This is a genomic window from Desulfococcus sp., from assembly GCF_041737845.1.
Classification (GTDB): domain Bacteria; phylum Desulfobacterota; class Desulfobacteria; order Desulfobacterales; family Desulfococcaceae; genus Desulfococcus.
Window position 1 is genome coordinate 13695 of the sequence record NZ_JBGSQX010000099.1, and the last position, 26274, is coordinate 39968.

A 26274-nucleotide genomic window follows, 5' to 3' on the forward strand; every position below is an offset into this window, starting at 1 on the left:
GTACTTATTATTATTTTGCTATGTCAGGACAGTGCGTTCGGAGTCGGATAATCCGGAGGACTTCCGCCGGAAGAAAAACACATGCAGGGTCAGCCAGAACGACACCGCCAGAAACCCAACATCCCGCAACACCGTCCATATATCTGCCGGGCCTTCGGTGGCTTCGGTGGAAAAGCAGCCGCAATGGATGTCCAGCCCCCGCATCAGATTGAATGCCAGGGCCCCGATAAAGATGGTCATGAGACCTGTGCTGATCATCGTCGCCCCCGGCAGCCAGACCCCGGCGATCAGGCACACCCCCAGCAGCAGCTCCAGCCAGGGGAGCGCGAGCGCCGCCAGGTTGACGGCGGCGTCCGGAAGGATCTGGTAATTGTAGACGGCTTTGGCAAAGGCTTCGGGGTTCAGGATCTTGTCGTAACTGGCATAGAGAAAAACAGCGCCCAGCAGAAGACGCAGCACTCTGAAGATCATGGTCTGCCTCCGTGAAGATTGAAGCGGATGAGCGGCGTTTTCGCCTTTCGGCGGATCCGGCGCCTTACAGATGTAGCCGTTGCAGGACATTTCGCACAGCATTCCGCCCTGACCGCAGTCTTCCGTCTCAAATTGCAGGACCGGGTGGTCGATGTGGAAATGGTTCAGCAGCTCCCGCCGCATACGATCGGACAGGTGCGCGGTGCGGCTGACCGGCTGGTCCGGCACCACCACGTGACAGGAAAAGGCGGTGCTGCTGGAAGACACCTGCCAGACATGCAGGTAATGCACGCCCAAAACGCCGGGAAGATCCGCCAGGAACCGGCGGACGGTTTCCAGATCGATATGGGCGGGGGTGGCGTTCATGAGCACGGCCGTGGATGCCTTGAAGAGGCCCCACCCGTTTTTCAGGATAAAAGCGACGATGAGCACCGACATCAGCGGGTCGAGCCAGTACCAGGGATAAAACATGAGCAGGGCGCCGTTGATGAGGACCACCACGGAGGTCAGGAGGTCGCCCAGCATGTGCAGAAACGCGCCGCGTACGTTGAGGTTGTGGGATGCATCCCGGTGCAGCAGCCAGGCCGACAGCCCGTTACCGACCACGCCGACCCCGGCCAAAACCATCACCACAACCCCGCTGACCGCCTGAGGGTGAAAAAATCGGTTGACGGCATGGTACAGAATGACGCCCGAAGCGCCGGTGAGCAGCAGCACGTTGATCAGGGCCGCCATGATTTCAGCCCGGCGATAGCCGAAGGTGTTGGCGGCTGTGGCGCCCCTGCGACCGATGCGATAGGCGATGTAGGAGATCAGCACGGCCGTGAAATCGCTGAAATTGTGGACCGCGTCCGAAATCAAAGCCACCGAGTTGGCCATCACGCCGCCGACGACCTGGGCCACTGGAATGAGAAGATTCAGGGCAAGGGTCGCCAGAAGCCGCGGGCCGCTGGTATCCACCGGCGCCGGTCCGTGATGGTGGTGCCCTGAACCGCCGCAGCCGGCGGTTTGTTCCCCGGGCTCGGCATGAATGCAGCATTCGGGATGCGCGTCCGGTTGTTTCCGGTTTTCCTCGGCCATGGTCTCAATACCCCCCTTCCGTCGGCAACCCCGCCTCGTGCCAGACGGTCCAGCCGTTGACCAGCACGCGGACGTTTTCAACGCCCATCTCTTTCAGAAACAGGGCCAGGTCATGGCTCAGCTCGCAGTTCTCCCCGTCGCAATAGGTGATAATCGCCTTCGCCGCCGAAAGCCGGTCTGCCGCCTCCATGAAATAGTCGTCCGCTTCCTGGGAGGGAATGCTCAGGGCGCCCTGGATATGTCCTTCGGCATACTCGCTCTCCGGCCTCGCATCCACAAAAAGGACGTCCCTCCGCGCAAACAGCCCGCGGGCCTCGTCCAGGGAAATGACCAGGCTCTTTCCGGCATCATCGGAAAACCGGGCATCCGCCGACCAGTCGCCGACAAGGGGGATACCGTCGGACCGCCAGAGGTTGACGCCGACGGCCAGAAGAACGGCCAGCGCCACGAGGGCGGGCACCTGCCAGAGGGCGGATTTTACTGCGAGGTTTATTGTTGGACCCACGGATCAACTCCTTGTTTTCAATGGATACTTTCCGGGAACGATAATGCGTGCATGCGGATTCCCAAAGGGACTCCGAGGCATTATCATGACGATATTAAACACTCCGATAATGTAATCAGCACCAGTGGCGTCACAATAAATGCTTTTGCCCGCGATATCCAGACCCGTGATTGGGGGGTCCGGCAAGGCAGCGGGTTCTGTTGAATCTCCCGGGCCGCCGCCATAGCGCTTTGCACGGCCATCTGCGTTTTCAACGCCCCGGTCATCTCGTTGAACGCCTGTCTGCGCCGTCACCTTTCCCGACATAAAGAGCGCCAGGATACTCACGATGGCGGTGATGGACCAGAGGATTACGCCGTTTCGGTCCAGCATCCGCCGGAACATTTTCCAGCGGATGCTCATGGATAACTTACATACTCCCATAGCTGTGAAGGCCGGGCAGCAGGTTGACGCCGAAGTAGGTGAACAGCACGGCGCCGAACCCGACTATGGAAAAAATCGCCGCCCGTCGGCCTTTCCATCCGCGCATCAGGCGCGCATGGAGCAGGGTGGCATAAATGAACCAGGTGATGAGCGACCAGGTCTCCTTGGGGTCCCAGCCCCAGTAGCGGCCCCAGGCGGAATTGGCCCATACCGCTCCGGTGATGATGCCGGTGGTCAAAAAGAGAAATCCCAGCATCACCATCTGGTGGGTCAGTTCATCCAAATCCCGTGAGGACGGCATTTTCGACCCGGAAGATCCGGGAGGTTTGCGTTCTCTTCTTACGAGAAACATCAAACTGAGGCCGAAGGCCACGGCGAAGGCCGCATATCCGATAAAACAGGTGATGACGTGTGCGATCAGCCAGTTGCTTTTGAGGGCGGGCAGAAGGGGCTGGATTTGGTCGCTGATGTTGGGCGACAGGGATGCATAGGCCATGGCCAGAAAAGCCAGGGGCATGGCAAAAGCCCCGATGGTGCGGTGGCCGTATTTTTTTTCCACGACCAGATACAGCACGGCAATGGCCAGGGAAAAGAAAACCAGTGATTCATACAGATTGGACAGCGGCGCATGGCCGACGCCCAATTGATAGGTCTCGACCCACCGAATCCCGAATCCCGCAATATTACCGATGACACCGGCGATGGCGGTCCAGAATGCAATGCGCCCCAACCCTTCTTTATGGAACACCCATGCCGCGATATACAGGAAGGCGGCCGCCCCATAGACAAAGGTTGTAATCGAAAGTATGAGAGAACTATTCATGAACGCCTCCTTTTTGCCGATTCAGGTCGGCGGCGATTTTTTTCAGGGTGGTTTCAAAACCGACGAGGTTCCGATTACTGGAACCATAGACCCGCACGGTGCTGCTGTGAGGGCTTTTGACAACTTCAACCGCCACCTTCTGATGGGCCATGAAAAAGGCGACGTAACAACCTATGATCAATAAGATAAACCCGGCATACACCAAGGGAACACCCGGATCGCGGGTGACCTGTAGCCCGGTGTAATAAGCGTGTTCGTGATCCGCCACCGAAATCACCCATTCGCCTTTGCGCATCTTGTCGTAGGTCGGAAACCGCATGGGCAGGGCGACCTCCACGGATTCGTCTCCCGGGAGGGTCATGACGCCAAGGGCTGTTTCCCCCACATCCATATTTCGAATGCGGAAACTATCCCGTATTTCCCTGAGGTAAAATTGATGACCCGGTTCCGGCAGATCCACCCGGCCGCCGACGGCGACCCTGGTGCGGAAGAGCTCTCCGGAATCCCGTCGGGTGAAACCGAGTGTCAGCTCTTTGGGCGGTATGCTGCCGTAGCTGGATTGGAAGAGATTGATGCCTTTGTAGCGCAGCGGGTCATTGACAATAATATCTTTCTGCATGACCGACCGGCCGTTTTCCATGATGTGCAAACGGGACCGGTATTCTTTGGGCGCTCCCGAATCATAAAAACTGACCTCAAAATCCTCGCATAAAATTTCAAAACCCAGGGGAATGACGGCATTGCTGTTTTGCAGCCGGACCCGATCCACACGTTCACCCTCCGCGATGTTGACAGTTCCGTCAAACCCGAAGAGTGAACCGATCAAAGCGCCGACCAGCAGAACCACAATGCTCAGATGGACCCCGGTAACTCCCAGCCGGGTCCACCGCCCTTTTTCCGCAACAATCCGGTACCCGTTTTCAATGGGATGGGTGCGAAACCTGCGAAACCGGCTGCCGATGCATTTTTCGTACAGGGGTTTCAGCGCTTCAGGCCGGCGGGAATCGATGAATTCCGAAGCGTGAGGTTGCCCGGAGGGCGGCGGGGACATCTTGGGGGTTCCGGCAAAAACAATCCTCCAGACTGCCGGAAAGCGTTGCAGGGTGCAGACGACGATATTGGCGGTCAGCAATACCATGAGGCCGCGGAACCACCAGGAGTGGTACATATCGAACAGGTCGAACACATACGCCAGCCGATATCCGATCTCTCCATACTGCCGGATATAGTCGGCCGGGCTTCCTCCCTGGGGAATCAGGGTGCCGATGGCCGAGGTGGCGGCCAGGAGGAGGAGCAGGGCAATCGTCAGACGAACGGATGCCAGAAACCGCCAAGCCGGGTCTAAAACAGATGCTTTCTTGGTGGATTTCGTCATTTCTGGCCTTCCTCTTTGTTATCGTGCCCCTCTTTGTAATGCCGGACCCGCTCATCCACCGTCTGTCCGTCGCCAAAGGTCGCCAGAGGGTTGATTTCCAGCAGCGCCTCCCAAGCCTCGACAGCCCCCGGTTCGTCTTGGAGGTCATACAGGAGAACAATGCCCTTGTTCATTCTGGAAACCTCATGCTTCGGATCCAGGGCCATGGCTTTGCTGAACATCTCCACCGCTTTTTCAGGCTGTTTGTCCAGGCGGTACATAACCCCCAGGTCGGTCCATACATTGGGGTTGGCCGGGTCAATGGCCAGTGATTTTTCATAGGCGACAATGGCCTTTCCATATTGGTCGGCGTCGAAATAGGCATTGCCCAGTTGCGTCCAGACCTCGGCGGTTTGGGGATTCTTGGCCGCCTCGGCTTCCAGGGCCTGGAACATCTCTATGGGCGGCTGTTTACCGATAGCCGTTTGGGAAACATTTGAGGATCCGCCGGACAGGGGGCTTGTTTTCATCACGCCGAATATCGTACCCGCAAGAAAACCGACCAGCAGCGCGGACAATGACAGTACGACGGCCGTTTGGCGGCTGACGGTTGAAGACTTGTCATCGAGTGCATTTGCCGACTTTTTTTTATGTTCATCAGTCATATCCAAAAAACTCCTTCTCCACTGAAAATATCTTCCCGAACAACGGGATGAGGCCGAAGCAGGTGCCTCTTACCATGAATTTCTTGATGGTCCAGTTCGAAGCTCAACTCGGCCGGGGTTTGTCGTCAAACGCCCGATTTTATCCACGGTTCAACAGAGTCCGTGACGATCCACGGCCGCCCGGGGGCCTTTCGTGTGGATATCGGGCATGCCATATGGCTAACGCATGTTTGGGAAAAAGGTTTTCAACACAGAAAGGAGCATTTGATCATGAAGGGTGGCGGCGATGCCTCCGGATAGGGGTGTGAAAAAAGTGAAGCGGCGCTTCTGATGAAAACGGAGGATGCTTCCACCGGTGCGGTTATCGGATGGGAAATGCCTGCCCAAGGTTTGCCGGAAAGCCTTCTTTCATTCCGGGCTTCGGAGGAGTTCTCCCGGGTCAACGACCGGTCGCCGTGAGGCCCACAGGACCCCATTTTGCAGCGTGCTGAATTGTGCGGGACTGAATTCTGATGCGGAGCGTTGATGTCATGACACGTCGTAAAACAGGCGCAGGCCGCCACGGCGGCCCACCCCTGCCCCGGGGACGAACCCAGCAGCAGCAACATGACAATCAGTACTCTCGACATTCTGTGAATCCCAACCCCTTTTTTCATTTAGCTCTTAAACTATATTTCTCCGGTCTGGAAAATGCAATTTCAAAATCGATATTCGGAAGGGTATCATTTGGAATCTGTAATCCTGATCAGCTTTTACTTGTTCATTGATTCCTGCATCAACATGTAGAAAAACAATTTTTTCTATTTCTCAAAAGGTCATGCCACTGTTTTCATGCGAGTCCTCACGGTTTGCCTGCCTGGGGAAACCCTTTGATTTTGTTTTTCTTCATGAATTCATCCATGGACAATACCCGGTTTTCCTTTTTCATTTCTTCCATGAATTGCTCAGGGGTCATTTTAAGATATTTTCCGTCATCCCGCGAGGTTTGATCCGGTTGCGGTCTACGTTTATACGCAAAGACCCGGCCCCGGTAATCCTGTTCCAGTTTTGCATATTCGGGCAACGGCTGGATCTTTTCAACAAGCACCTCCAATCGGCTTTCCATCTTTACCGGAAGGTTCGATGCACCTGTCCAGATCTCCACAACCCCCAGTAATCCGCCGCCGGCGGCATTCTTGACCATGAGCGTTTTTCCGATGGTTTCAGAAGAGAACGTGGGATAGGAATCATGGCCGACGACGACGATATCGATCATCGGGAAACGCTCGACCACCTGCTTGCTCTTTTCCCAGCCGAGATGGGACAGCAGAACAATAATATCGGCTTTTGCGCTGATTTCCGGGAGAAGTTTTTCCAGGGTCCCGATGGGATCGGATACGGCGAAAAGGCCGTCCGGGTTGCTTTGCACCAGGTCGGGGGAACTCAGTCCGATGATGGCAGTTTTAACTTTCCCGGATTCTCTGATGATATAGGGATGCCAGGCGCGTTCGGCATCCTTTGCCAGCGTAACATTCGAACTGACGAGCGGCATGGCGGAATCGGTTCTGAAGTGTTTGATAAAGGTTTCTCCGGAAGTGATCTCGCCGTCCCCGATGTTGACGGCATCATACCCGATGGCCGTGAAGGCTTTGCGGACATGTTCCACTTGAAGGGGATGGAGCATGTCCCCATTTCTTTTCCAAAGGAAATCGCCGCTGTCCGCAAGGATGACGTTTTTGTACAATTCCCTGAATTCTTTTATTTTCGTCGCCCGGCGGGCCATCCCGCCGATCTTGGAGCAGCATCCGCTGGGCTCGATGTTCCCGCGCCCGTCGCCGGTGTAGAGGATGACGAGATCCGGCAGGTCGGCTGCTGCCCCGGCACTCGTGGAGGAGGAGAGGATCACCAGACCCGACAGCAGACATAAAGAGAGCAGACATGAAAAGGATTGCGTAAATTTCATAACCCCTCGTGGATGGGAAGGCTGACGAGCAGCGTCCCTGGAAAAGATGTTATTTCGACTTCAATGAATCGACCAACTCGCGTGCATTGTCTCCGCGCAGGGATTCGGCAAGCCCGACCAGTCCGTCAATTCCTGCCCCGGTCTTCCGCATGGCGGTCAACATGTCCCTGTTTATCCGTCCAGATGCGATTTCATTCCGGCCTGTTTCTGCTGCTGCAGTCGTTTGATGAATTCCTTGAGAAGGCGGAGGGCTTCCTCGCCGTCCGCATCCAGCACCGCGGACTTCATCTGCATGAGTTCCTGTTCAGTCAGGTTCAAAATCATCGGTAGCCATCCCATCTGAAATGTTGTTCTCGAGATAGTTGGCCTCTGCCTTCAAGGGTGAAGGTGGCCGGTATCGTCAAAGGTCAAAACCGCTCCGCGGTCGCCTCTCGCAGCGTTGCCTTTTCCGGGATGCAGGGTTGAAATGCCTCAGGGGATGTCGCCTTTTCGCGCGTGAACACCAAGTAGAGGCACGGCAGTAAAAAGAGGGCCACGAAAATGCCCAGTGACAAACCACCCATGGCGGCCACCGCCATGGGCTTGAGCATGTCGCCGTGCGCATCCGTGTCCCCGGGATTGGTTTCCGGACAGAACCCCGGGCACACGCCTCGACTGCGCCCTTGGCATCAGGTTGTCAATGGCATTCATTTCGGATCACATTATTTTTCAACAATATTTCCGATAACATAAAGCTGTATCTGTGGAAGTTTGGGATTGTCCGTCTCGATGAAGACCATGTCGTTGTACCGGCCTTTTTCCTGTTTCAGGTTCTCGATATGGAGAAGATACGAGGTGTCGCCGGATGCCTTTACTTCCTCGAGACGCAATTTGATGAACTCCCCGGATTTGGCGCGGGTGTTCAGGATCTTCATGGGATAGCCTTTCTGGGGAGTGATCCGGATCTGCCTCGTCAGCGGTTTTCCGGCCTCACCCACCAGCATCGCCCGATTGGGGCTGATGTCCACGATCTTCTCGACAAAACCCGTCAGCGTCACATTCAGATGCGGTTGAGACGTATCGTTGGTTTGAATCGAAACCGTCTCCGTGATGGTCCTGCCGCCGTATGCTTTGGTGGATACCCTCACCGTGATCTTCGTCTCTCCGCCCGGAGGGACCTGCTTCTCGCTGGAAGCCGCGGTGCAGCCTCAGCCGGATTTGAGTTTTTCAATGAAAAGAACCTCGTCGCCGATGTTTCGCAGCACAAAATCATAAACAACCTCGGTTCCGTCGGGGACCGGTTCGAACGTATGGACCCGCTCCGATACAAGTGCGGCCGGGCCTTTACCCGCTGTTGCATCCCCGCAGAGCGCTGCCGCCGCAAGGACCAGGATGCCGCATATCGCCGGCACCATCTTTTTGGTGAGTTTCATGGTTTCTCTTCCTTATGATTTTTCATGTTGAATGCTAATGAAGGTTCGAAACGCCGTCACGCCCCGATAAACGGATTTACAATGAAATAGATCCCGAAGAGCCCGATGGCGACCCCGGCCGCCTTCCGGAACCACAGGCTGCCCTGCTGGAAGCTGCTGTTTTCCAGGAGCCGCTGCACCATTGCCGTGGAGCTGCCGGCCACGGCGATGGGGATGCAGTGGCCGATCCCGAAGATCACGATGTAGAAGATCCCGACGGCGACCTGTTTCTGGATGGTGATGAAGGCCAGGATCGGCGCGATGAATCCGAAGGTGCAGGAGCCGGAAAGCAGCCCGTAGGCCAATCCCAGGACAAAGGCGCCGAAAATGCCTTTGAGTTTGAATTTTCCCATGAGGCCGCCCGACATGGAGCAGGCGGAAACGCCCATCATCCCCAGCGCTACCCAGATGAGAATCGCCCCGACCAGAATGGTCCAGTAGGAACCGATCTCGCCCAGCATCCGGCCCAGCAGGGAGCAGATGATGCCCACCATGGCGATGGTGATGAAAAGGCCCGTGGTGAAGGCCACGGCGTACTTGGCGCCCTGCCGGGGGCTCAGGGTACGATGCTGTCCGGCCACATAGCTGACAATCAGGGGAATGGAGGCCATGTGGCAGGGGGAGAGCAGAATGCTGATCATCCCCCACAGAAAACAGCCGGCGGCCGCAATGGCAATGCCGCCGGTCATCCATTGATTGACCGTCAGAAAAAAGTTTTCCAACATGGGTGTGTTCTCCTTGTCGATTCAATCGTTTCAACGTTACCGAAAGTTACATTGGATGTTCAATGGTTGGGTCAAGAGAGCGTCTCCCGGAACCCCGGCGTCATCCGGCGCTCAGTTCTTTGAGCTTGCTCTCAATGCTCTTCTTGTCCATAAAGCCGACGTGCCGAAACATTTCTTTGCCCCGGGCATCATAGAAGATCTGGGTCGGAATGGATCGGATTCCGAATTTCTGAGCCTGTTCCGGATGCTTCCAGACATCGATAAAGAGAATCGCGGCCTTTCCGTCATATTTCTTTTCCAGTTCCGCCAGGATCGGGGCCATCATCTTGCAGGGAATGCATTCGGTTGCCCCGAGGTCCAGCATGGTGACCATGCCGTTGACCGGGACCTCCGGGATTCCGCCGGAATGAAGGGTTGCCGCCCCGGCCGGTTTCTGTTCGAACTGATATTTCCACACACCGAAGGCGGCCAGGGCCACGATGACGGCCAGCACGCCCATCTGGATCTTTTTGTTCTTCATCTTTTACTCCAAGTTCTTGTTGCGGCGATCCAATCCATGGCCGCCGGGTTCAGTTGACACCCATTTTTTTCAATTGATCGACAATGGCCTCTTCGCTCATGAAGCCGATGTGGCGGGTAACCTCCCGGCCGTTGTCGTCGAAGAAGATCTGGGTCGGAATGGCTCTCAGTCCGTATTTTTTCGCCTGGCTTTGATCTTGCCATACATCGATGAAGACAATGGCGGCCCGGCCGTCATAGGTTTTTTTCAACTTGTCCAGAATCGGGGCCATCATCTTGCAGGGAATGCATTCGGTTGCCCCGAGGTCGATCATGGTGACCATGCCCTTGACGGGAACCTCCGGGGCGGCATCTGCAGCGGCAACGCCCAGAAAGATTCCAAGGCAGATAAAGGCAATGCAGGCCGGCTTGAGGATCTGATTCATGTTTTTCAATCTCCGGATAATAGGTTATTCTATTTATTATAAAAGCCATCTGTGACACAACAACTTGAATCTATTTTAAAAAATAGGTGTTCGATTCAGAATCGGCAGCGGTTGAGAAAGGCCGGGGCGTCTAGCAGAGAAAGGATTCCTTGAGAAGGAACAGGGGAGGGGAGGATGCATGGGCATCCCGATACCGGGACACCATGGCGACCCATGAGGCCGCTGCGGGATCACATAGGGGCGAAAACGGATCGATATCGGACAGTTCGATTTTGGGGAAGAGTTTGGCATCGAGGCCGGCCGTGGACACCGCAGCCGCCTTTGCCAATTTGCAGGGGTTGATATGGCGACCAGAGGATTCCGCCGGGCAGGTTTGTTGCACTCCCGGCTTGCCGTGACGACACGGCGTCTTTTTTTGGCACGGCATGGCGGCCATATATCCGGAAAGAACACCAATGTATGCAGCCAGACACCATGCGAGCCATTTTGAAAGGACGGCTTTGCGAAAAAATGTGGAGGTGGCTTGGATTTCAGGCAACACCGGCATCATTCCTCGGCACCGCTGGATGGTTTCCATGGAGAATCGGCGAATACTCGATCATACGGGGGTATATAAATGAAATTCGGCATGATGGGAAGCGATTTTTTGCGGTTCGAGAGCCGCCGCATCTGCCTTTTTTCCAAAAGGAATGCTCTCCTGGAGCAATAGGGAAGAGAATGGTTCACAACCCAACCCCGCGATAGGCGGCATCCAGCACCTCGACGGGATGCGATACCGGATAGTCCGCCATCTGCTCGAACTGCAGCCGGCAGCTCAGGCAGTCGGTGAGGATCCGCTCCGGACGAACGGCATCGATCTTGTCCATGAGGGGCCTGCCCATGGCCAGGGAGGTGTCGTGGAAGGTTTTTTTAAATCCCATGATCCCGGCCATGCCGCAGCAGTCGTAGACCCCTTCGACGGCCTCGACGTGCAGGCCGGGGACCCGGCGCAGCAGCTCCAGATAAGGCCTTCCGATGTTCTGCTCCCGGAGGTGGCAGGGCGGATAATAGGCCGCGCGCATCGTTACCGGACCAAAATCCGTGTTCAGGCGCTTTTCACGCAAAAGCACCATCAGGTATTCACCCAGGTCAAGGGTGTTTTCCGACACCGTGATCCGTTGCATCGGGTCGAGGGGGGAAAAATACCCGTCATCCGTGATGCCGGCTTTGAACATGATGCGCTGAACCTTCCGGAAGGTGCGCTCCGCTCCGGGGTCGCGCGGCATTTTTTCCGGGAGGATGAGATACTTGTCGTCCCCGCCGACACGCTTTTGATATGCCTCTGAAAACCAGGCGCCCCGGGGCAGCACCTCCTTGAGCATGTACCCGCAGGTGGGGCAGGCCGTCACGATCCGCCACCCCTCGGCCGCGGCTTGCGCCAGAAAGTTCAGGTTTCTTTGGACAAAGTCGAGGGTCTTGGCGCGGTCGCCCTCCAGCAGGGAAGGCATGCCGCAGCAGCCCTGCTCCGGCACCCAGACCTCGACCCCGCTTTTTTCAAGGACCGCCGTCGCCGCCTCCGGGACCCGGGGAAAGAGATAGGCGCCGGTGCAGCCCGCAAAAAACAGGACCTTGTTTTCACCCGTGTTTCGCGGATGCTTCAGCCCCCCGGCCTTCGCCCATGAAAAAAAGGGCGCATCCGGAAACGACGGCAGGATCCGGGTTTCATGAATACCGGCTGCCCGTTTGATCCACCGGCTGAAGGTGGGGTGCCTGCCCAGCATATTGCTGAGGCGGGGCAGGGCCCCGCAGATCCGGCCCAGCTTGGCCACATCCTCCAGCAGGCGCAAGGCCGGGGGCATTCCATCCCGTTCCACGAAACCGGTTTTGGCCGCGATGACCTTCTCCCGGACGTCCGGACAGGAACAGAGCCCGCAGTAATTGCACAGGTCCGCAAGGCGCCGCAGGTCCTCGTCAGGGATGGGAGACCCGGTCTCCTGTTCCCGGTCCCAGAGGCGGTAGAGCTCCGGAAACAGGCGGCAGGTCTCCATCATGTCCCGGCAGGACTCGCAATCCGCGCACATCTCCACCACCTCCCGGATGCTGTCCTCAGGGACGTCCGTCATGGTGCCTTCCTATTCAAACGTAAAGCCCGCCAGGTAATCCGAGAGTTGCCTGCGGCGGTCGTCATCCAATTCCGGACAGTCCCCGGCGCATTTCCCGCCTTCCATTGCCTGGGCGGCAAACACCATGCACGTGGGCAGGCCGCATTTCCGGCAATTGGTCTTGGGCAGCAGCCGCAAGATGTCGATGATCTTCGGCTTGACCTTGCCCGTGTAGCAGGGCGTGATGGCGGCCCGGTTCTCCCAGGCCTGGTTGATCTCGGTTTTCAGCCATTCCAGGATCAGGTCCGCCTCTTCTTCGTCCTTGAGGGCATTGATGGCGATCTCCCGCCCCGCCACCTTGATGAGTCTGCCGCGATGGTGGAACATCACCTCCGGCGGATCACTGAAATACTGGGTCCCGCCCAGCACCGCGTTCAGATAGGGCAGGGCAGGCCCCACATCCTCGTTCAAGCTTGCGATGCAATGCACGGACGCAAACGACGGGTTGCAATCCGGGCGAAAGATCTTCTTGCTATACCCGACCAGCAGCATGGGCTCACCCATTCGTGATCCTCCTGTCGCGGCTTATCGCCGCTGATTCGCCAGGATCCCCGGTCCCCCGCAGGTGCAGGCGCATCCAACAGAAGGGGGGATTTGGCTGGCGGGAACGGCCGCAGGTGCCGTTGCCGTTTTCACGGCATCCTTCACCAGGTCGATGTCAGCCCGTTCCAGGCTCAAGTTCTTGTTTTTCTCAATGCCGAGGTCCGTGATCACCACGTAATTTTTCAACGGGATCTCGGCGTGGCTCAAAATAGCCTTGACGCACCCCACCGGGCAGCCGTCGATGGCCACCATCCTTGGAACATCCTTCGCCGATTGGACGAAACCGGAAAAGTGCCCTCCGATTCCCGCCAGACAGAACATCTTGCCAAAACCTTCCCGGGTCAGCTCAACGGCGGCCTCGTTGGACAACCGTCCCACGTTGGAGCCGCCCGAACAGGCCAGAATCATGACATTGCTTCCCCCGTCACAGCATGTTTCGCTCATGGCATCCTCCCTGATGCTTGAAATTGAGATGGTATGAATTCCCCGAAGGAGATGTCGCCCGCCGATTTTGCTTCACCGCAGCCCAGGCCCTTCGCCTTCAAGAAATCATCTCACTTTTTGAGCCACTTCTTGACGTCTTCCTTCGAGGGCACTTTGCCGACCGACTTCACCTCCCCGTCGATCACCACCGCCGGGGTACCGAAAACGCCGTATTCCCCGATTTTCAGGATGTCGGTCACTTTTTCCACCTGAGCGTCCACGCCCGTTTCCGCAAGAGCGTCCTTGACCGCCTTTTCCGTCTGCTGACATTTGGGGCATCCGGGCCCCAGCACTTTGATTTCCATGTTGCCTTTCCTTTGATGTTGATTCTGCGCCACCATAAAGGCGCCGCTGAGGGTTATAATAGAAGTGATGCTATCAGACCCAATCGAACCGCGGCATGAAAAACCTCCTACGGGACTTGGTGCAACGGCCCGAAATCTGAATCATGGGAAATAATGTCCAAAGACCATCCCGCAGAAGGTGGACATGATGACGACCAGAGACACAAAAACGATCGTCTTCTTGGCGCCCATGACGCTTCGGATGACCAGCATGTTGGGCAGCGAGAGGGCCGGGCCGGCCAGGAGCAGCGACAGCGCCGGACCCTGTCCCATCCCCGACCCGATGAGCCCTTGCAGGATGGGGACTTCCGTGAGCGTTGCGAAATACATGAACGCCCCAACAAGCGCGGAGAAGAAATTGGCGCCGAAAGAATTTCCGCCGACCAGGCCGCTCACCCATTGGGAGGGAATGAGCCCTTCATTGCCCGGTTGCCCCAGGAGCAGCCCCGCCGCCATCACCCCGCCCAGAAGCAGGGGCGTGATCTGCTTGGTGAAATCCCAGGTGGCTATGAACCAGTCTTCGGTCTCGCCGCGGGTCGTGGTGATGAGAATGGTGAGAGCCACAATGCCGGCCCCGAAGGCGATGAGGGGCTGGTGGGGAAAGAGAAACGCCAGGGCTGCCAGAATGATCCCGGCAAGAATGACTTTGACCGCCTTCACGCGAAACCAGACGATGAGTTCTGTCCCCAGACCCGCTGCAAAGGCCCCCGTCAGCCACCACTTGATCTGGAAGACGGCGTTCCAGAAACCAACGGGCTCGGAAGGCTTTCCCCAGGTGGCCGAGATCAGCAAACCTATCATGGTGGCAAAATAAAGCACATTCTGCCACAAGGGCCGCTCGACCTCCACGGAAGGCAGGTGCATCGCCGCCAGCACCTTTTCCTCTTCTTCCTTCCTGAAGAAAAAATGCATCAGCAACCCGATGACGATGCTGAACAGAACCGCCCCCGCGGCACGCGCGATGCCCAGGGGCAACCCGAGGATCCTCGCAGTCAGCACGATGGCCAGGATGTTGATGGCCGGGCCGGAGTAAAGAAACGCGATGGCCGGACCCAGGCCTGCCCCCCGCTTCCAGATACCCGCAAAGAGGGGCAGGACGGTGCAGGAGCAGACCGCCAGGATGCTGCCCGAAACCGAAGCCACTCCGTAGGCCAGGGCCTTGTTGGCCGCCGGCCCCAGGTACTTCATCACCGCAGCCTGCGACACAAAACAGGAGATCGCCCCGGCAATGAAAAATGCGGGCACCAGACAGAGGAGTACGTGCTCCTGGGCGTACCATTTGACCAGAGACAGGGATTCGAGTATGGCGTTGGTGAACCGCTTGCTATCCATGGGAAGATAAAAGGCCACCAGAAACGCCCCCACAATCAGCGACATGGGAATCCAGATGGTGCTCCAGTCGATACGGCTTGGCGGCGTCTCCTCCGCACTCTCCGCCACACCGTGCCCTATCGGTTCATTATGAGCTGCTTGAGCGTTGCTCATGACTGATTCTCCTTCGTTTTTCGGTTGAGTCTTTTCCTGCGGCCGCGACTTACGGACCATGGTCCCGGAAGATCGCCCACGCATTCAAGATTTAAATTCTAATTTAGCGATGTATCGATACAGGTCGAAAACATGCCGCCATCAGCCCCCGGTGGTTTGTCTGCGGTGATTTTCAGGTATCCTGGCCGCCATTTCCGCCACCTCGCCATCCGCATCCAGCCAGTGCCGCAGGTTCCCGAGCATGCTGGCCGAATAGGGATTTTCGGTGCCGTCGGCCGGTCTGTAATCTACCCACAGCCCGTCCCTGGAACCGGAAACCAGCCCCGCCTGATCCAGAATTTTGAGATGCTTGCTCACGCTGGACTGTGCAATACCCAGCGCTTCCTGGATTTCACACCCGCAGAGCCTCCTGTGCCGGAGCAGCTTGACGATCTTCACCCGGTTCGGATCGGACAGGGCCTTCATGACGCTGATGAACTTTTGCATATTTCCTTCACATCGTTGAATCGGAATATGGTAAATTCCCGTCGGCTTGTCAAGAGAAAGTTTTCAGAACCATGGGGGAGAGGGGCGGGGCTTCTTGAGACAAATTCACCGGGATGGATCCAAGACCGGAAATAGAATGCAGAATTTAAAAAAAAGCGCCGGAGGACCATTGACCGATGACCGATTTTTTATGCAGGAACGATTGCTGCAACGACGGTTCTTTTCATTCCCAACGGCCTGCCGCACTGCCCCTTTTGTATACAAAAGAGTGGACAGACCGTTTTTGCTCGTCGGAGTTGCGCTAAGCGGGCATTTGCGGTGAAGATGTTGCGGATGATCTTCTCGAACCAGGGTTCACAAAAAAAGCGGGGTAACGCAGGCCCCGGCATCCTGTCGCCGTTACCCCGCAGATCGTAACCCGATGCGGACCGTCCGCGGTAGGTTCCGGCATTCAGCCGATCCATCACAGACGGCTAGAACAAAAAGACCATTCTCAGATACCCCCAGTCGCCCTTGACATGGTTTTCGGCATCGAAGTCGTGGGTATAGCGGCCGCTCAGGATGATATCCTCCTTGAGGGGATACATCAGGTTGAAGCCCGCGGCATAGCGGTGCCCCTGGGTATCGTCAATCGTCTCGCCGTCGATCTCCAGATCATCCACGTCCCACCAGAAGGACCCGATCACGCCCGCGGTCACCTTGCTGGCGAATGTCCAATGCAGGATCAGGTCGGTCTCGATGGCGTCCTGGTAGTCGATATTCAGCTTGTCGGACTCGAGCCGGTTCCAATAATTTATGGTCCAGTCCATTCCAAACTGTCCCGGGTACCAGCCCAGCGCCAGTTGGTGCTGGAATTGCCAGGTGTCCAGGCCGATGCTGGTGTCGGGATTGTTTTCATCGTATTCGCCGGTGGGTGTATAGATGAACTCCCAGAAGGAAAGGTTGAAGGGGCCTTTTTCCACCAGAAAGATGAACGGGCTGACCACGACATCCCCCATGCCGGACTGGGAGTCCAATCCATCGGCGTCCACGTTGGCAAAAGGGACGATCGCATTCACCCCCCAGCTCATTTTATCCGCTATTTTCGGGCCGAACCAGATGGGCCGCAACAGAAACGCCGAAGCCTTTGCCTCGATTTCGATATCTCCTTCATTTTCATCGACATAATCCGGAAGGCTCTGGTAGGAAACATAGGTGCCGAGACCCAGGGTCCCTGAGGGCGACGGCGCGTTGTCGAAAGGATCCAGAACGTCCGCACTCGCTGGCAAAACAACGGTCAATCCCATCAGGATCACCCATACCCACACTCTTCTTCTCATAAACATTCCTTTCCCTGGCTGACATTCATCATGATTGACGGTTCAATGACCCGTCCGTGCATGCTTCAAAAGGCTCAACCGCCGGGATGAGCCTCCTCATCAAAAGGATCCCGGCGCAGGCATCCGGGAGTGCGCCGGGATCACAAGGTACTACACCGTTTTGGAGACTTCCAGCAATATCTCGACAGCCTTCCGGGCCTGATCCCTGGTCAGGATCCGGGGCGACATGAAGCGGAAGACATTGCCGCAGCGGCCCCAGGAAACCATGGTGAAGCCCCTGCTCAGCATCCCCATGATGATGGCCGGATAGACAGAGAGGGCCTTTCGGGGGACATCGACTTTACTCCGGGTCAGTCTGTATCAGCGCAGGCCCCACTGCCCGCCATGAACACGGTCTCCCGGGTCATCCCCCGGCTTCCGGATTCCCGAGGCGATTCTCTGCGTCGAATGAGAGGACTCGCCGTCGGAACCATCGGGGTGCACCGGTCACGCTTGACACCTTGCATCTGCAGGAATAGGAAAGGTGCTCAGGCGGTGCCGCCCGTGCGGTCAACGGGCAGGGTCACGGTAAAGCCGGCGCCCTGGCCCGGCGCGCTCCGGACCGAGATGCTGCCGGCATGGAACTCCACGATGCGCTTGGCGATGGCCAGGCCCAGACCGCTCCCCTGGGGCCTGCCGAGGCCGGGGGGGGAGACCTGGGTGAACTGCTGAAAGATCAACTCCTGGGCCTCTTCGCTGATGCCGATGCCGTTGTCTTTGATGCTGACCTCCAGCATGTTGCCGCGATGCACCATGGCGATGTGGATCCGGCCAATGTGGGGATCGCAGAACTTGACGGCGTTGGAAATCAGGTTCACCATCACCTGCATCAGCTTGTCCCGGTCGCCCGCGATCTCGGGGACCTGTTCCGGCATCTCCGCGGTCAGATGCAGGCCTTTTGCCGCCACGAGCTGGCGGGTGGCGTCGACGGCGTCGCGAATCACCTGCACCAGATCCAGGGGATTGACCTGCCAAGCCATCCGGCCCGCTTCGATTTTCTGAAAGTCGAGCACCTGATTGATCAGGCGGGCCAGGCGCTTGATCTCGTTGATCATGATTTCCAGAAACTCGCCCTGCTCTTTTTTGCCGGTATCGGGGTAGTCCCTCAGAATCTCGGCAATGGATTGAATGGCGGTGAGGGGGGTGCGCAGCTCGTGGGTCACCGTTGAGATGAATTCGTCTTTGAGGCGGTCCAGTTCCTGAAGCCGCTCGTTGGCCGCTTTCAGGTCGGCGGTGGCCTTTTCCAGCTCATGACTGTAAATGATCACCTGGCGCGTCTCATCCACGATGTCCATCACCGCTTCCAAGCCGAAGCTCTCCTCCGTGACCACTGACGCCACCATGACGCGGGCCGACGCCGACCCGATCGCGCCGGTCAGGAGCTTTTCGACATGGGTGACAAACCCCGGATCGGCGTTCAGTGACAGGTCCCAGATTTTGCCGCGGCTCCGGGCGTAGGTTTCCAGGGCTTCCTGGGTGCGGGCTTTGCCCAGAAACCGCTCCAGGAGGGAGGTGAGGTCCGGGACCCGCGCGGTCCCGCGCCATACTGCGGATTCCCGGCCCTCCCGGGAAAAATGGAAGACATCCACGAACATTGTCGCCTGGGTTTTTTCAAGGGCGGACTGTTTGCTGAAGAGCGATACACCGATAAAGGCGCCGGTGTTGATCAGGAGGCTCCAGAAAACACCGTGGGAGATCGTGTCAAAGCCGGTGAGCCCGAAGAGCTGGAACGGCCGCAGCCAGTGAATGCCGAACGGCCCCTGCCGGATGAACCCCGGGGGCATCAGACCGGCATCGGTCATGGTGGGCAGCACCAGGGTGTAGAGCCACACCAGGAATCCCGCGATCAGGCCGCTCAGGGCCCCGGCCCGGGTGCCGCCCTTCCAGAAGATGCCGCCCAAAAGCGCCGGGGCGAATTGGGCCGCGGCGGCAAAAGAGACCAGACCGATGGCCACCAGGGGATAGTATTCGGCGGTCTGCCGAAAGTAGATATAGCCCAGGAGGATGGTGATCGCGATGGCCGCATGGCGGACGGCGACCAGCCAGGCGCTCAAATCGCTGCTCCGGTCGAGCCTCAGGGCGGGGATGTGCAGCAGCAGGGGCATCACCAGGTTGTTGCTGATCATGGTGGACAGGGCGATGGTCTCCACGATCACCATCCCCGTGGCGGCGGACATGCCGCCGATGAACACCAAGAGCGCCAGGGCGTTCTGCCCGTAAGCCAGGGGCAGGCGCAGCACGAAGGTGTCGGCGTCGACGGCCTGGCCCCCGAACTGGAGCATGCCGGCAAAGGCCACGGGCAGCACAAAAATATTGATGGCCAACAGGTAAAGGGGAAAGAGCCACATGGCCTTCTTGAGATGCTCCTCATTGACGTTTTCCACGACGGCCATCTGAAACTGCCGGGGCAGCACAATAATGGCCAGCATGCTGAGGAGGACATGGACGGTCCAGTCGGCGGAGGCGCCGGCGGACATTTCCAGGGTGAAAAGATCGCTCAGGTCGGACCGCCGGCTCGCACGGGAGAAGAGATCGGCCATCCCGTCGTAGAGCCCGTAGGTCACGAAAAAGCCGATGGCCAGAAAAGCGACCAGCTTGACCACCGACTCCAGTGCAATGGCCGCCACGAGGCCTTCATGACGTTCGGTGACCTCCGGCTTTCGCGTGCCGAAAAGAACGGCAAACACGGCCAGCAGGGCGGCCACATAAAAAGCGGTGTCCCTGAAAAAAGAGAGGCCCCCGAAGCCAACGGTAACGTGGCTTTCCGGATAATGGGTCAACAGTAGAAAGCTGATGGAGATCGCTTTAAGCTGGAGGGAGATGTAAGGGACGATGCCCAGGACGGCGATGACCGCCACCACGCCACCCAGGGCCGCGCTCTTGCCGTAGCGGGAGGAGATAAAATCGGCGATGGAGGCAATCCGGTGGATGCGGCTGATCCTCAGGATCTTGCGCATGACCACCCAACCCAGGGAGGCCATCAGGGTGGGGCCGATGTAAATGGCCAGAAATTCAGGGCCCGAGCGGGCAGCCCGGCCGACACTGCCGTAAAAGGTCCAGGCCGTGCAGTAGACCGCCAAGGACAGGGCGTAGACATAGGGGCTGCTGATAATGCTTCGGCCGGCACTGGCGCGCCTGTCCCCATAATGGGCGATGACGAAGAGCGCGCCGATATAGCACAGGGAGGTGAGCAGGACGGTCTCGGTGGTCAGCATGGTCGGCACCGGATCATGGCCCGGAGGCCGTGGGGAGGGGATGGGCCGGGCATGGCCTCGTCATCGCGACGGAGCGCCGAATGCGACCGTCAGCATGATCAAGGCGATCAGGGCCAGCCAGACGCCAAAAACATATCCGAAAAACAGGGGAATCCCCCACACCATTCCGGGCTGATTGAACAACGAGAGCAACGGGTTGTTCAGCAGAAGATACCCCAACAAAAACAACGCTATGAGCCTTTTATTGCGGAGGGCGTCTCCGGTCATGGCAGCCTCTTTGATATCGCAAGACCGGGCGGGCCTTGGGTGGCTGGGAGATAATGACGGCAAATTTGCGATTGTCCCCGGGAGGATTTGTTGTTAGTTTCAATCCCGTAACGTATCACCTGAATCAGCATAGTGTAATTTAGGATGCGCGTCAATCCGCCTAGAGGGTTCACCCCGGAGAGCGGCCCTGAAAACGGCGCCATGCCGGGCGGCCAGCGCTCCCATGGAGATGGGTTCATGAATGCCAAAAAGATATTGATCGTCGATGATGAACTGAGCATCCTCGTCTCCCTCAAATTCCTGCTGGAGAAAAACCATTTTGATGTTGAGTTGGCCCAAAGCGGCAAGGAAACCCTGGAAAACATTGCCCGGTCCAAGCCGGACCTGATCCTTTTGGACATCATGCTGCCCGACCTGGACGGGTACGAAATTTTTCAGATGATCCGTCAAAGACCGGAATGGGACGATATCAAGGTGATCTACCTGACCGCCAGGAGCCGCGATGTGGATATCGCAAGAGGGTTGAACCTGGGGGCGGATGCATACATTACCAAACCCTTCTCCAATGCCCTGCTGCTGGAAAAAATAGAATTCCTGCTGAGATAGCGGCCTCGCGGCCGAAGCGATCCTCCTTTCCGGCGTCGCCCCCATGAGACAGCCTTCTGCAGAAATCCGCGCACGGAAACCAGAGGCGCCTGATTTCAAAACGGCAGGCAGGCGCCTCGGACAATCCTGCTTGTCATTTGCTCCCCGAAAACCGCCTCGTCCGGCAGACCCGGGGCTGCGAGGAGAAGGTCATTATGGGGGCGGGGGGAGGGCCTTGCTGTTTCGGCCGCCCTCGGGTTGGCGACTTTCAGGAAAAAAACCCGCAAGTCCCTGCGGGCCGGGGGCCTACTTGAGCGGGATGTCGTTATTTGCCTTGCCTTTCTGGTAAACGGCCGAGAGTCCTTCGTAAATCTTTTCCAGGGTCCGCACGCGGGTATCAAAGCCCCGGCGCGCCTCTTCGTCACAGGCCGCAATCAGATCGCCGATTCGTCGGGCCGTCCAGTAGGCGTTCCGGCGGGCGTATCCCCCGGGTGCGCACAGGAAAACCTCCTTCAGGATCTTGAGGTCGTGACCGATATGGAAACTGTCTCGGGAGTCTTCATGGCTGAAGAGATAATAGAAATTATCAAAGCCGGCCCAGGTGATTGCCGAGAGACAGAGGGTGCAGGGTTCGTGGGTGGACAGAAACAGCATCTCGCCGGGGGCCGGACGCTCCGATCGGGGCAGCTCGTGGAGCCGCCTGATGGCGTGGACCTCTCCGTGCCAGAGGGGGTTTTCGATTTCGTTGTTCGTGCCGATGACGACGATGGAAAGATCGGACTTCCGAAGAATCGCCGCCCCGAAGATCTTGTTCCCCCGACCGACCGCCGCAACGGTTGCGGGAACGATGTCGTTCTCCATGACCGCAAGCAGGCGGTCGATGAGCCGCATGTCGCACATGGGTCCTCCGGTGTCTTTTGGCCCTGCCGTTGCTTGCATGCGGCCGGGCCTATTCAGGATCTCCGGTCGGGTTTCCAACCTCTTGCGGATCCTCCTCCGAAGGGGCCGGCTCCGGCGCATTGAACTCGCGCATGAAGATCTCCCAGAAAGCCACAAACAACGCCGCCAGAAGAGGCCCGATCACGAATCCGTTGATCCCGAACAGCACAATGCCCCCTAAAGTCGAGAGGAGCACCATATAGTCCGGCAGCTTGGTGTCGCGCCCCACGAGAATCGGGCGCAGGATATTATCGACCAGGCCGATGACGATGACGCCGAACGCGGTCAAGGTCAATCCCTGGCCCCATTCGCCGACGGCGAAGAGGTAGATCGCCACCGGAGCCCAGATCAGGCCGGCCCCGACCACGGGAATCAGGGAGAGCAGGGTCATCACCACCCCCCACAAAAGGGGGCCCGGGATGCCCAGAAACCAGAAGATGATCCCGCCCAGGGTTCCCTGCACGACGGCGACCACCAGGTTTCCCTTGACCGTGGCGCGGGTCACCTCCGCGAACTTGGCGAAGAGCAGGCGCTCCCATTCGTCGCCCAGGGGAAGTGCCCGCACCATCAGGGCGACCAGCCCGGTCCCGTCGCGCAGCATGAAAAACGCCACATAAAGCATCAGGCCGAGACTGATGAACCATTGCAGGGTGCCCTGACCGAGCTGCACGGCATTCTGCGCAATGAAACGGCTGCCCGCGATGGCCGCGCTGGAGAGTTGGACCTTGAGATTGTTCAGGTCAAAGCCGAAGCGCTCCAGAAACTGCTGGACTGCGGGAAAGGCCTTTTTGATGAGTTCGACATAGCCCCCCGGGTCGATGTCACCGCTCTGAAGGCGCTGGTAGAGGAGCGCCCCCTCCTGGAAGAAGGAGCCGAGGACGAAAAGGGCCGGGATGATGCCGATGGTGACGCAGACGATCAGGGTGCCCACCGCGGCCAGGGTCGGGCGGTTCCCCGACACCTTCAGAAACCGCAGGTGCAGGGGATGGAAGAGGAGGCCGATGATGCAGGCCCAGAAGATCGACCCGAAAAAGGGCTTGAGCAGATACACGAAGAGCAGGCTGACGCCGACGAGCATCAGTATGAAGGATCGCTGCTCGAGCCTGCCCTTCTCCCTGCCGGATGTTGCGGTATCGTGCTCCATGGATGATCTCCCGATCCGTCGATGCCCGGTTTTATGCGGTCCGGGGAGCCCGCAAATATTTCCACACCCGCTGCAGAAGCTTCCGGGCCTCGTCCAGGAGCAGCACGCTCGAGGCCGTCAGGGCCGACAGCCCCCAGTCGGCAGGGCTCAGGGCAGTGGTGCCGAAGATGGACTGGGCCGGCGGCCAGTGGACAACGACCGTCTGCAGGAGAAGGACGCCCGCCAGGGCGAGCCAGAGTTTGCCGTTACCGAAAAAATGTTCGTTGAACGCGCTGCCGTGTTCGGCTCGTGCATTGAAGACGTTGAAAAATTGATACAGGACAAAGGTGGTGAAGGCCAGGGTCACGGCGTAGGCATCGTTCCCCCGGCTCAGGCCGTGGGCGAAGACCGCCAGAGTGCCGATGGTCATCGTGAGGCCGTACACCACCAGCCGGAAAAGCCTCGGGCCGGACAGGATCTCGGCCCCGGGCGTGCGGGGAGGGCGCCGCATCAGGCCGGGTTGGGCCGGTTCGATGCCCAGGCTCATGGCGGGCGGGCCGTCCATGATGATGTTGATCCACAGAAGCTGGATGGCGGTGAAGGGCACCGGCATGGCCAGCAGGGTGGCGGCCAGCACGGTGAGGATGGCGGCGATGTTGGTGGAGAGCTGGAAGCGCACGAATTTGACGATGTTGTCGTAGATGACGCGGCCCTCCTCCACCGCATGCACGATGGTGGCGAAGTTGTCGTCGGTGAGCACCAGGGTGGCCGCCTCCCGGGTGACCGCGGTGCCGGTGATGCCCATGGCCACGCCGATATCCGCCGCCTTGAGGGCCGGGGCGTCGTTCACGCCGTCGCCGGTCATGGCGGTGACGTGGCCGTCGGCCTTGAGGGCGCTGACGATCTTCACCTTGTGCTGGGGGGATACCCGGGCGAAGACCCCGATGGCGTTGATGCGCCGGGCCAGTTCCTCCGCACTCATGGCATCCAGGTCCGCGCCCGACACCACCTCGCCGGAAAGCCCCAGCTCCCCCGCCACCGCCGCCGCCGTCTTCTTGTGGTCCCCGGTGATCATTTTCACCTGGATCCCGGCCTCGCGGCAACTGGTCACGGCATCCGCCGCCTCGGGGCGGGGGGGGTCCATCAGCCCCACCAGACCCAGAAAGGTCCAGTCGCCGACCCATTGCCAGAGATCCCCCCCGGCCGCGAACTCCGCTTCCGGAATCTCGCGCCGCGCGAGGGCGAGCACCCGCAGGGCCTGATCGGCCAGGGCATCGTTTTCTTCGTGGATGGGCCGACGCGCCGCCTCATCCAGGGGTTCGGGGCCGTCCGGTCCCTGGACCCGCCCGGCATGCGCGAGCAGGATGTCGGAGGCGCCCTTCACATACATCACCACCCGAACATCCTCTCGGTGAAAGGTGGCCATGAACTTGTGGGCCGAATCGAACGGGATCTCCGCGATGCGGGGGTGCCGGGCCAGCGCCTCCATGGGGTCGAGCCCGCCTTTCTGGGCCAGCACATAGAGCGCCCCCTCGGTGGGGTCGCCGATCAATTGCCCGTCCCGCACCCGCGATTCCGTGCAGAGCGCCATGGGAAGCAGCAGCGGCGACAGATCCGGGGAGCCCTCGACGGAAATGGCCCCCTCCGGGGAATAGCCCTGGCCGGTGACGCTGAAGCGGCGCCCGGCATACCAGCCCGCCCGCGCCGTCATCTGGTTGAGGGTCAGGGTGCCGGTCTTGTCGGTGCAGATCACGGTGGTGGACCCCAGCGTCTCCACCGAGGCCAGTTTTTTGAGGATCGCCCGTTTCCGCGCCATGCGCCACATCCCGATGGCCAGGGTGACCGTCACCACGGCGGGAAGCCCCTCGGGCACGGCCGCCACGGCGAGGGCCACGGCGGTCATGGCGGCCTCGGCCCAGGGTGCGCCGCGAAGGAGGGTCAGGCCGAAGATGACCAGCACCACGACGCCCGCGATGGCCGCCAGACGCTTGCCCAGAAGGTCAAGCTGACGCTGAAGCGGGGTTTCGCCCTCCGGCGCCCGGGCGATCATCGCCGCAATGTCGCCCATCTGAGTCTTCATGCCCGTGGCCACCACGAGCAACTCCCCACGGCCCCGGGTTACCACAGTGTTCATATAGAGCATGTTGCAGCGCTCCCCCAGCGCAAGCCCGGCATCCTCGAAGGGTTGGGCGAACTTGCCCACGGCCTGGGACTCTCCGGTGAGGGCCGCCTCCTGCACCTCCAGCGCGTGGGCCGCCACCACCCGCCCGTCGGCCGGCACCTGGTCGCCCGCCTCCAGGAGAACGATATCGCCCGGCACCAGACTCGCCGCCGCCACCTCCAGGACATGCCCGTCGCGCCGGACCCGGCTGGTGGGCACCAGCATCTCCTTGAGCGCGGACAGGGTCTGCTCGGCCCGATGTTCCTGGTAGAAGCCTAGGCAGGCGTTGAAGGTCACGACCACCAGAATCACGACGGCATCCTTGAGGTCGCCGATGCCCCACGCCACCACTGCCGCGAAGACCAGCACGATCACCAGGAAGCTTTTAAACTGATCCAGAAACTTGAGCCATGCCGGCCGCGGCCGGGACTCGGCGAGGCGGTTCTCGCCGTACCTCGATCGCCGTGCCTCCGCCTCGTCGGCGGTCAGGCCGGTTGCGGGCTCCGTTTCCCAGAACGAGGCCGCCTCGTCCACGGTGAGGGTGTGCCAGGGCTTTTCAGGCTCCGGGAGGACTTTTTCATCTTCCATCGAGATTCACCTCCGAATGATACATCGCACGGTCATCATCTGCGATTTTCCTGACCCCCCTCTCCCGGTGGGAGAGGGTCGGGGGGAGGAATTTTCATCTTTTCCTGCTTTCGCGGCCCGGCCCGGAATCCCCCCCTCGGCAAGGGCCGCCCCGGGTCGGCAATCTTTACCAT

Annotated in this window: 29 protein-coding genes; 1 reads left to right on the plus strand and 28 read right to left on the minus strand. The window is 58.9% G+C overall.

Features of this window, described 5'->3' with window-relative positions; translation table 11 throughout:
- Nucleotides 1–18: 18 nt before the first annotated feature.
- From ACEW8N_RS11260 to ACEW8N_RS11380, 25 genes are all read right to left on the minus strand, one after another.
- Complete coding sequence (locus ACEW8N_RS11260) at nucleotides 19–1551, minus strand: cation diffusion facilitator family transporter (RefSeq protein WP_373499919.1); 1533 nt, start codon at nucleotides 1549–1551, stop codon at nucleotides 19–21.
- 4 nt (nucleotides 1552–1555) lie between these two features.
- The gene (locus tag ACEW8N_RS11265) at nucleotides 1556–2056 is read right to left on the minus strand and encodes a rhodanese-like domain-containing protein (protein WP_373499920.1); all 501 of its coding nucleotides are present in this window, start codon (nucleotides 2054–2056) and stop codon (nucleotides 1556–1558) included.
- A gap of 3 nt (nucleotides 2057–2059) precedes the next feature.
- Nucleotides 2060–2458 carry a hypothetical protein gene (locus ACEW8N_RS11270; RefSeq protein WP_373499921.1) on the minus strand — a complete coding sequence of 133 codons (399 nt, stop codon included), beginning with the start codon at nucleotides 2456–2458 and terminating at the stop codon, nucleotides 2060–2062.
- Nucleotides 2459–2465: 7 nt separating this feature from the next.
- Nucleotides 2466–3302 carry a c-type cytochrome biogenesis protein CcsB gene (ccsB, locus tag ACEW8N_RS11275; RefSeq protein WP_373499922.1) on the minus strand — a complete coding sequence of 279 codons (837 nt, stop codon included), beginning with the start codon at nucleotides 3300–3302 and terminating at the stop codon, nucleotides 2466–2468.
- On the minus strand, nucleotides 3295–4677 hold the full coding sequence (locus tag ACEW8N_RS11280; protein ID WP_373499923.1) for a cytochrome c biogenesis protein ResB: 1383 nt from the start codon (nucleotides 4675–4677) through the stop codon (nucleotides 3295–3297). Before ACEW8N_RS11280 ends, ccsB begins: the two co-directional genes overlap by 8 nt.
- The gene (locus ACEW8N_RS11285) at nucleotides 4674–5321 is read right to left on the minus strand and encodes a tetratricopeptide repeat protein (RefSeq protein ID WP_373499924.1); all 648 of its coding nucleotides are present in this window, start codon (nucleotides 5319–5321) and stop codon (nucleotides 4674–4676) included. The genes ACEW8N_RS11280 and ACEW8N_RS11285 overlap by 4 nt, the downstream gene beginning before the upstream one ends.
- An 841-nt stretch (nucleotides 5322–6162) precedes the next feature.
- Complete coding sequence (locus ACEW8N_RS11290) at nucleotides 6163–7263, minus strand: hypothetical protein (RefSeq protein ID WP_373499925.1); 1101 nt, start codon at nucleotides 7261–7263, stop codon at nucleotides 6163–6165.
- A gap of 171 nt (nucleotides 7264–7434) precedes the next feature.
- Nucleotides 7435–7587, minus strand: a complete 153-nt coding sequence (locus ACEW8N_RS11295) for a hypothetical protein (RefSeq protein WP_373499926.1) — start codon at nucleotides 7585–7587, stop codon at nucleotides 7435–7437.
- A gap of 83 nt (nucleotides 7588–7670) precedes the next feature.
- Nucleotides 7671–7853: a hypothetical protein gene (locus tag ACEW8N_RS11300; protein ID WP_373499927.1), complete on the minus strand. Its 183-nt coding sequence runs from the start codon at nucleotides 7851–7853 to the stop codon at nucleotides 7671–7673.
- Between the two features lie 111 nt (nucleotides 7854–7964).
- Nucleotides 7965–8390 (minus strand): hypothetical protein, encoded by a 426-nt coding sequence (locus tag ACEW8N_RS11305; protein ID WP_373499928.1) that lies wholly within the window; start codon nucleotides 8388–8390, stop codon nucleotides 7965–7967.
- Nucleotides 8391–8450: 60 nt separating this feature from the next.
- Nucleotides 8451–8675, minus strand: coding sequence for a hypothetical protein (locus ACEW8N_RS11310; protein ID WP_373499929.1), 225 nt, complete (start codon nucleotides 8673–8675; stop codon nucleotides 8451–8453).
- Between the two features lie 56 nt (nucleotides 8676–8731).
- On the minus strand, nucleotides 8732–9439 hold the full coding sequence (locus ACEW8N_RS11315; protein WP_373499930.1) for a cytochrome c biogenesis CcdA family protein: 708 nt from the start codon (nucleotides 9437–9439) through the stop codon (nucleotides 8732–8734).
- 100 nt (nucleotides 9440–9539) lie between these two features.
- On the minus strand, nucleotides 9540–9959 hold the full coding sequence (locus ACEW8N_RS11320; RefSeq protein ID WP_373499931.1) for a thioredoxin family protein: 420 nt from the start codon (nucleotides 9957–9959) through the stop codon (nucleotides 9540–9542).
- A 49-nt stretch (nucleotides 9960–10008) separates the two neighbouring features.
- Nucleotides 10009–10383, minus strand: a complete 375-nt coding sequence (locus ACEW8N_RS11325) for a thioredoxin family protein (protein ID WP_373499932.1) — start codon at nucleotides 10381–10383, stop codon at nucleotides 10009–10011.
- 130 nt (nucleotides 10384–10513) lie between these two features.
- On the minus strand, nucleotides 10514–10693 hold the full coding sequence (locus ACEW8N_RS11330; RefSeq protein WP_373499933.1) for a hypothetical protein: 180 nt from the start codon (nucleotides 10691–10693) through the stop codon (nucleotides 10514–10516).
- Between the two features lie 412 nt (nucleotides 10694–11105).
- Nucleotides 11106–12485 carry a heterodisulfide reductase-related iron-sulfur binding cluster gene (locus ACEW8N_RS11335; RefSeq protein ID WP_373499934.1) on the minus strand — a complete coding sequence of 460 codons (1380 nt, stop codon included), beginning with the start codon at nucleotides 12483–12485 and terminating at the stop codon, nucleotides 11106–11108.
- A gap of 9 nt (nucleotides 12486–12494) precedes the next feature.
- Nucleotides 12495–13028: a (Fe-S)-binding protein gene (locus ACEW8N_RS11340; RefSeq protein ID WP_373499935.1), complete on the minus strand. Its 534-nt coding sequence runs from the start codon at nucleotides 13026–13028 to the stop codon at nucleotides 12495–12497.
- Nucleotides 13029–13049: 21 nt separating this feature from the next.
- A complete protein-coding gene (locus ACEW8N_RS11345; RefSeq protein WP_373499936.1) occupies nucleotides 13050–13511 on the minus strand; it encodes a putative zinc-binding protein in 462 nt (153 codons plus the stop codon).
- Between the two features lie 110 nt (nucleotides 13512–13621).
- Entirely contained in the window at nucleotides 13622–13855 is a 234-nt protein-coding gene (locus ACEW8N_RS11350) for a thioredoxin family protein (protein WP_373499937.1), read from the minus strand.
- 141 nt (nucleotides 13856–13996) lie between these two features.
- Nucleotides 13997–15379, minus strand: coding sequence for a permease (locus tag ACEW8N_RS11355; protein ID WP_373499938.1), 1383 nt, complete (start codon nucleotides 15377–15379; stop codon nucleotides 13997–13999).
- Nucleotides 15380–15520: 141 nt separating this feature from the next.
- A complete protein-coding gene (locus tag ACEW8N_RS11360) occupies nucleotides 15521–15865 on the minus strand; it encodes an ArsR/SmtB family transcription factor (RefSeq protein WP_373499939.1) in 345 nt (114 codons plus the stop codon).
- A 473-nt stretch (nucleotides 15866–16338) separates the two neighbouring features.
- Nucleotides 16339–17184: a transporter gene (locus ACEW8N_RS11365; protein ID WP_373499940.1), complete on the minus strand. Its 846-nt coding sequence runs from the start codon at nucleotides 17182–17184 to the stop codon at nucleotides 16339–16341.
- A 150-nt stretch (nucleotides 17185–17334) separates the two neighbouring features.
- Nucleotides 17335–17478, minus strand: a complete 144-nt coding sequence (locus ACEW8N_RS11370; protein ID WP_373499941.1) for a hypothetical protein — start codon at nucleotides 17476–17478, stop codon at nucleotides 17335–17337.
- Between the two features lie 233 nt (nucleotides 17479–17711).
- Nucleotides 17712–20438, minus strand: coding sequence for an ATP-binding protein (locus tag ACEW8N_RS11375; protein WP_373499942.1), 2727 nt, complete (start codon nucleotides 20436–20438; stop codon nucleotides 17712–17714).
- Nucleotides 20439–20498: 60 nt separating this feature from the next.
- Nucleotides 20499–20705 (minus strand): hypothetical protein, encoded by a 207-nt coding sequence (locus ACEW8N_RS11380; protein ID WP_373499943.1) that lies wholly within the window; start codon nucleotides 20703–20705, stop codon nucleotides 20499–20501.
- Nucleotides 20706–20942: 237 nt separating this feature from the next.
- Between ACEW8N_RS11380 and ACEW8N_RS11385 the strand changes: the two genes are divergently transcribed.
- Nucleotides 20943–21311: a response regulator transcription factor gene (locus ACEW8N_RS11385; protein ID WP_373499944.1), complete on the plus strand. Its 369-nt coding sequence runs from the start codon at nucleotides 20943–20945 to the stop codon at nucleotides 21309–21311.
- A gap of 285 nt (nucleotides 21312–21596) precedes the next feature.
- Here the strand turns inward: ACEW8N_RS11385 and ACEW8N_RS11390 are convergent, their stop codons facing one another.
- From ACEW8N_RS11390 to ACEW8N_RS11400, 3 genes are read right to left on the minus strand one after another with little or no spacing between them, the layout of a single operon-like run.
- Nucleotides 21597–22190, minus strand: coding sequence for a nucleoside deaminase (locus ACEW8N_RS11390; protein ID WP_373499945.1), 594 nt, complete (start codon nucleotides 22188–22190; stop codon nucleotides 21597–21599).
- Nucleotides 22191–22239: 49 nt separating this feature from the next.
- Nucleotides 22240–23373, minus strand: coding sequence for an AI-2E family transporter (locus ACEW8N_RS11395; protein WP_373499946.1), 1134 nt, complete (start codon nucleotides 23371–23373; stop codon nucleotides 22240–22242).
- A 31-nt stretch (nucleotides 23374–23404) separates the two neighbouring features.
- Nucleotides 23405–26101 carry a cation-translocating P-type ATPase gene (locus tag ACEW8N_RS11400; protein WP_373499947.1) on the minus strand — a complete coding sequence of 899 codons (2697 nt, stop codon included), beginning with the start codon at nucleotides 26099–26101 and terminating at the stop codon, nucleotides 23405–23407.
- Between the last annotated feature and the right edge of the window lie 173 nt (nucleotides 26102–26274).

Excerpts from the sequence above, each read along its gene's own strand:
- ACEW8N_RS11260 (WP_373499919.1), bottom strand. The coding sequence starts at position 1,551 with ATGGCCGAGGAAAACCGGAAACAACCGGACGCGCATCCCGAATGCTGC.
- ACEW8N_RS11270 (WP_373499921.1), bottom strand. The coding sequence starts at position 2,458 with ATGAGCATCCGCTGGAAAATGTTCCGGCGGATGCTGGACCGAAACGGC.
- ccsB (WP_373499922.1), bottom strand. The coding sequence starts at position 3,302 with ATGAATAGTTCTCTCATACTTTCGATTACAACCTTTGTCTATGGGGCG.
- ACEW8N_RS11280 (WP_373499923.1), bottom strand. The coding sequence starts at position 4,677 with ATGACGAAATCCACCAAGAAAGCATCTGTTTTAGACCCGGCTTGGCGG.
- ACEW8N_RS11285 (WP_373499924.1), bottom strand. The coding sequence starts at position 5,321 with ATGACTGATGAACATAAAAAAAAGTCGGCAAATGCACTCGATGACAAG.
- ACEW8N_RS11290 (WP_373499925.1), bottom strand. The coding sequence starts at position 7,263 with ATGAAATTTACGCAATCCTTTTCATGTCTGCTCTCTTTATGTCTGCTG.
- ACEW8N_RS11295 (WP_373499926.1), bottom strand. The coding sequence starts at position 7,587 with ATGATTTTGAACCTGACTGAACAGGAACTCATGCAGATGAAGTCCGCG.
- ACEW8N_RS11300 (WP_373499927.1), bottom strand. The coding sequence starts at position 7,853 with ATGCTCAAGCCCATGGCGGTGGCCGCCATGGGTGGTTTGTCACTGGGC.
- ACEW8N_RS11310 (WP_373499929.1), bottom strand. The coding sequence starts at position 8,675 with ATGAAACTCACCAAAAAGATGGTGCCGGCGATATGCGGCATCCTGGTC.
- ACEW8N_RS11315 (WP_373499930.1), bottom strand. The coding sequence starts at position 9,439 with ATGTTGGAAAACTTTTTTCTGACGGTCAATCAATGGATGACCGGCGGC.
- ACEW8N_RS11320 (WP_373499931.1), bottom strand. The coding sequence starts at position 9,959 with ATGAAGAACAAAAAGATCCAGATGGGCGTGCTGGCCGTCATCGTGGCC.
- ACEW8N_RS11325 (WP_373499932.1), bottom strand. The coding sequence starts at position 10,383 with ATGAATCAGATCCTCAAGCCGGCCTGCATTGCCTTTATCTGCCTTGGA.
- ACEW8N_RS11335 (WP_373499934.1), bottom strand. The coding sequence starts at position 12,485 with ATGACGGACGTCCCTGAGGACAGCATCCGGGAGGTGGTGGAGATGTGC.
- ACEW8N_RS11340 (WP_373499935.1), bottom strand. The coding sequence starts at position 13,028 with ATGGGTGAGCCCATGCTGCTGGTCGGGTATAGCAAGAAGATCTTTCGC.
- ACEW8N_RS11345 (WP_373499936.1), bottom strand. The coding sequence starts at position 13,511 with ATGAGCGAAACATGCTGTGACGGGGGAAGCAATGTCATGATTCTGGCC.
- ACEW8N_RS11350 (WP_373499937.1), bottom strand. The coding sequence starts at position 13,855 with ATGGAAATCAAAGTGCTGGGGCCCGGATGCCCCAAATGTCAGCAGACG.
- ACEW8N_RS11355 (WP_373499938.1), bottom strand. The coding sequence starts at position 15,379 with ATGAGCAACGCTCAAGCAGCTCATAATGAACCGATAGGGCACGGTGTG.
- ACEW8N_RS11360 (WP_373499939.1), bottom strand. The coding sequence starts at position 15,865 with ATGCAAAAGTTCATCAGCGTCATGAAGGCCCTGTCCGATCCGAACCGG.
- ACEW8N_RS11365 (WP_373499940.1), bottom strand. The coding sequence starts at position 17,184 with ATGAGAAGAAGAGTGTGGGTATGGGTGATCCTGATGGGATTGACCGTT.
- ACEW8N_RS11370 (WP_373499941.1), bottom strand. The coding sequence starts at position 17,478 with ATGGGGATGCTGAGCAGGGGCTTCACCATGGTTTCCTGGGGCCGCTGC.
- ACEW8N_RS11375 (WP_373499942.1), bottom strand. The coding sequence starts at position 20,438 with ATGCTGACCACCGAGACCGTCCTGCTCACCTCCCTGTGCTATATCGGC.
- ACEW8N_RS11380 (WP_373499943.1), bottom strand. The coding sequence starts at position 20,705 with ATGACCGGAGACGCCCTCCGCAATAAAAGGCTCATAGCGTTGTTTTTG.
- ACEW8N_RS11385 (WP_373499944.1), top strand. The coding sequence starts at position 20,943 with ATGAATGCCAAAAAGATATTGATCGTCGATGATGAACTGAGCATCCTC.
- ACEW8N_RS11390 (WP_373499945.1), bottom strand. The coding sequence starts at position 22,190 with ATGTGCGACATGCGGCTCATCGACCGCCTGCTTGCGGTCATGGAGAAC.
- ACEW8N_RS11395 (WP_373499946.1), bottom strand. The coding sequence starts at position 23,373 with ATGGAGCACGATACCGCAACATCCGGCAGGGAGAAGGGCAGGCTCGAG.
- ACEW8N_RS11400 (WP_373499947.1), bottom strand. The coding sequence starts at position 26,101 with ATGGAAGATGAAAAAGTCCTCCCGGAGCCTGAAAAGCCCTGGCACACC.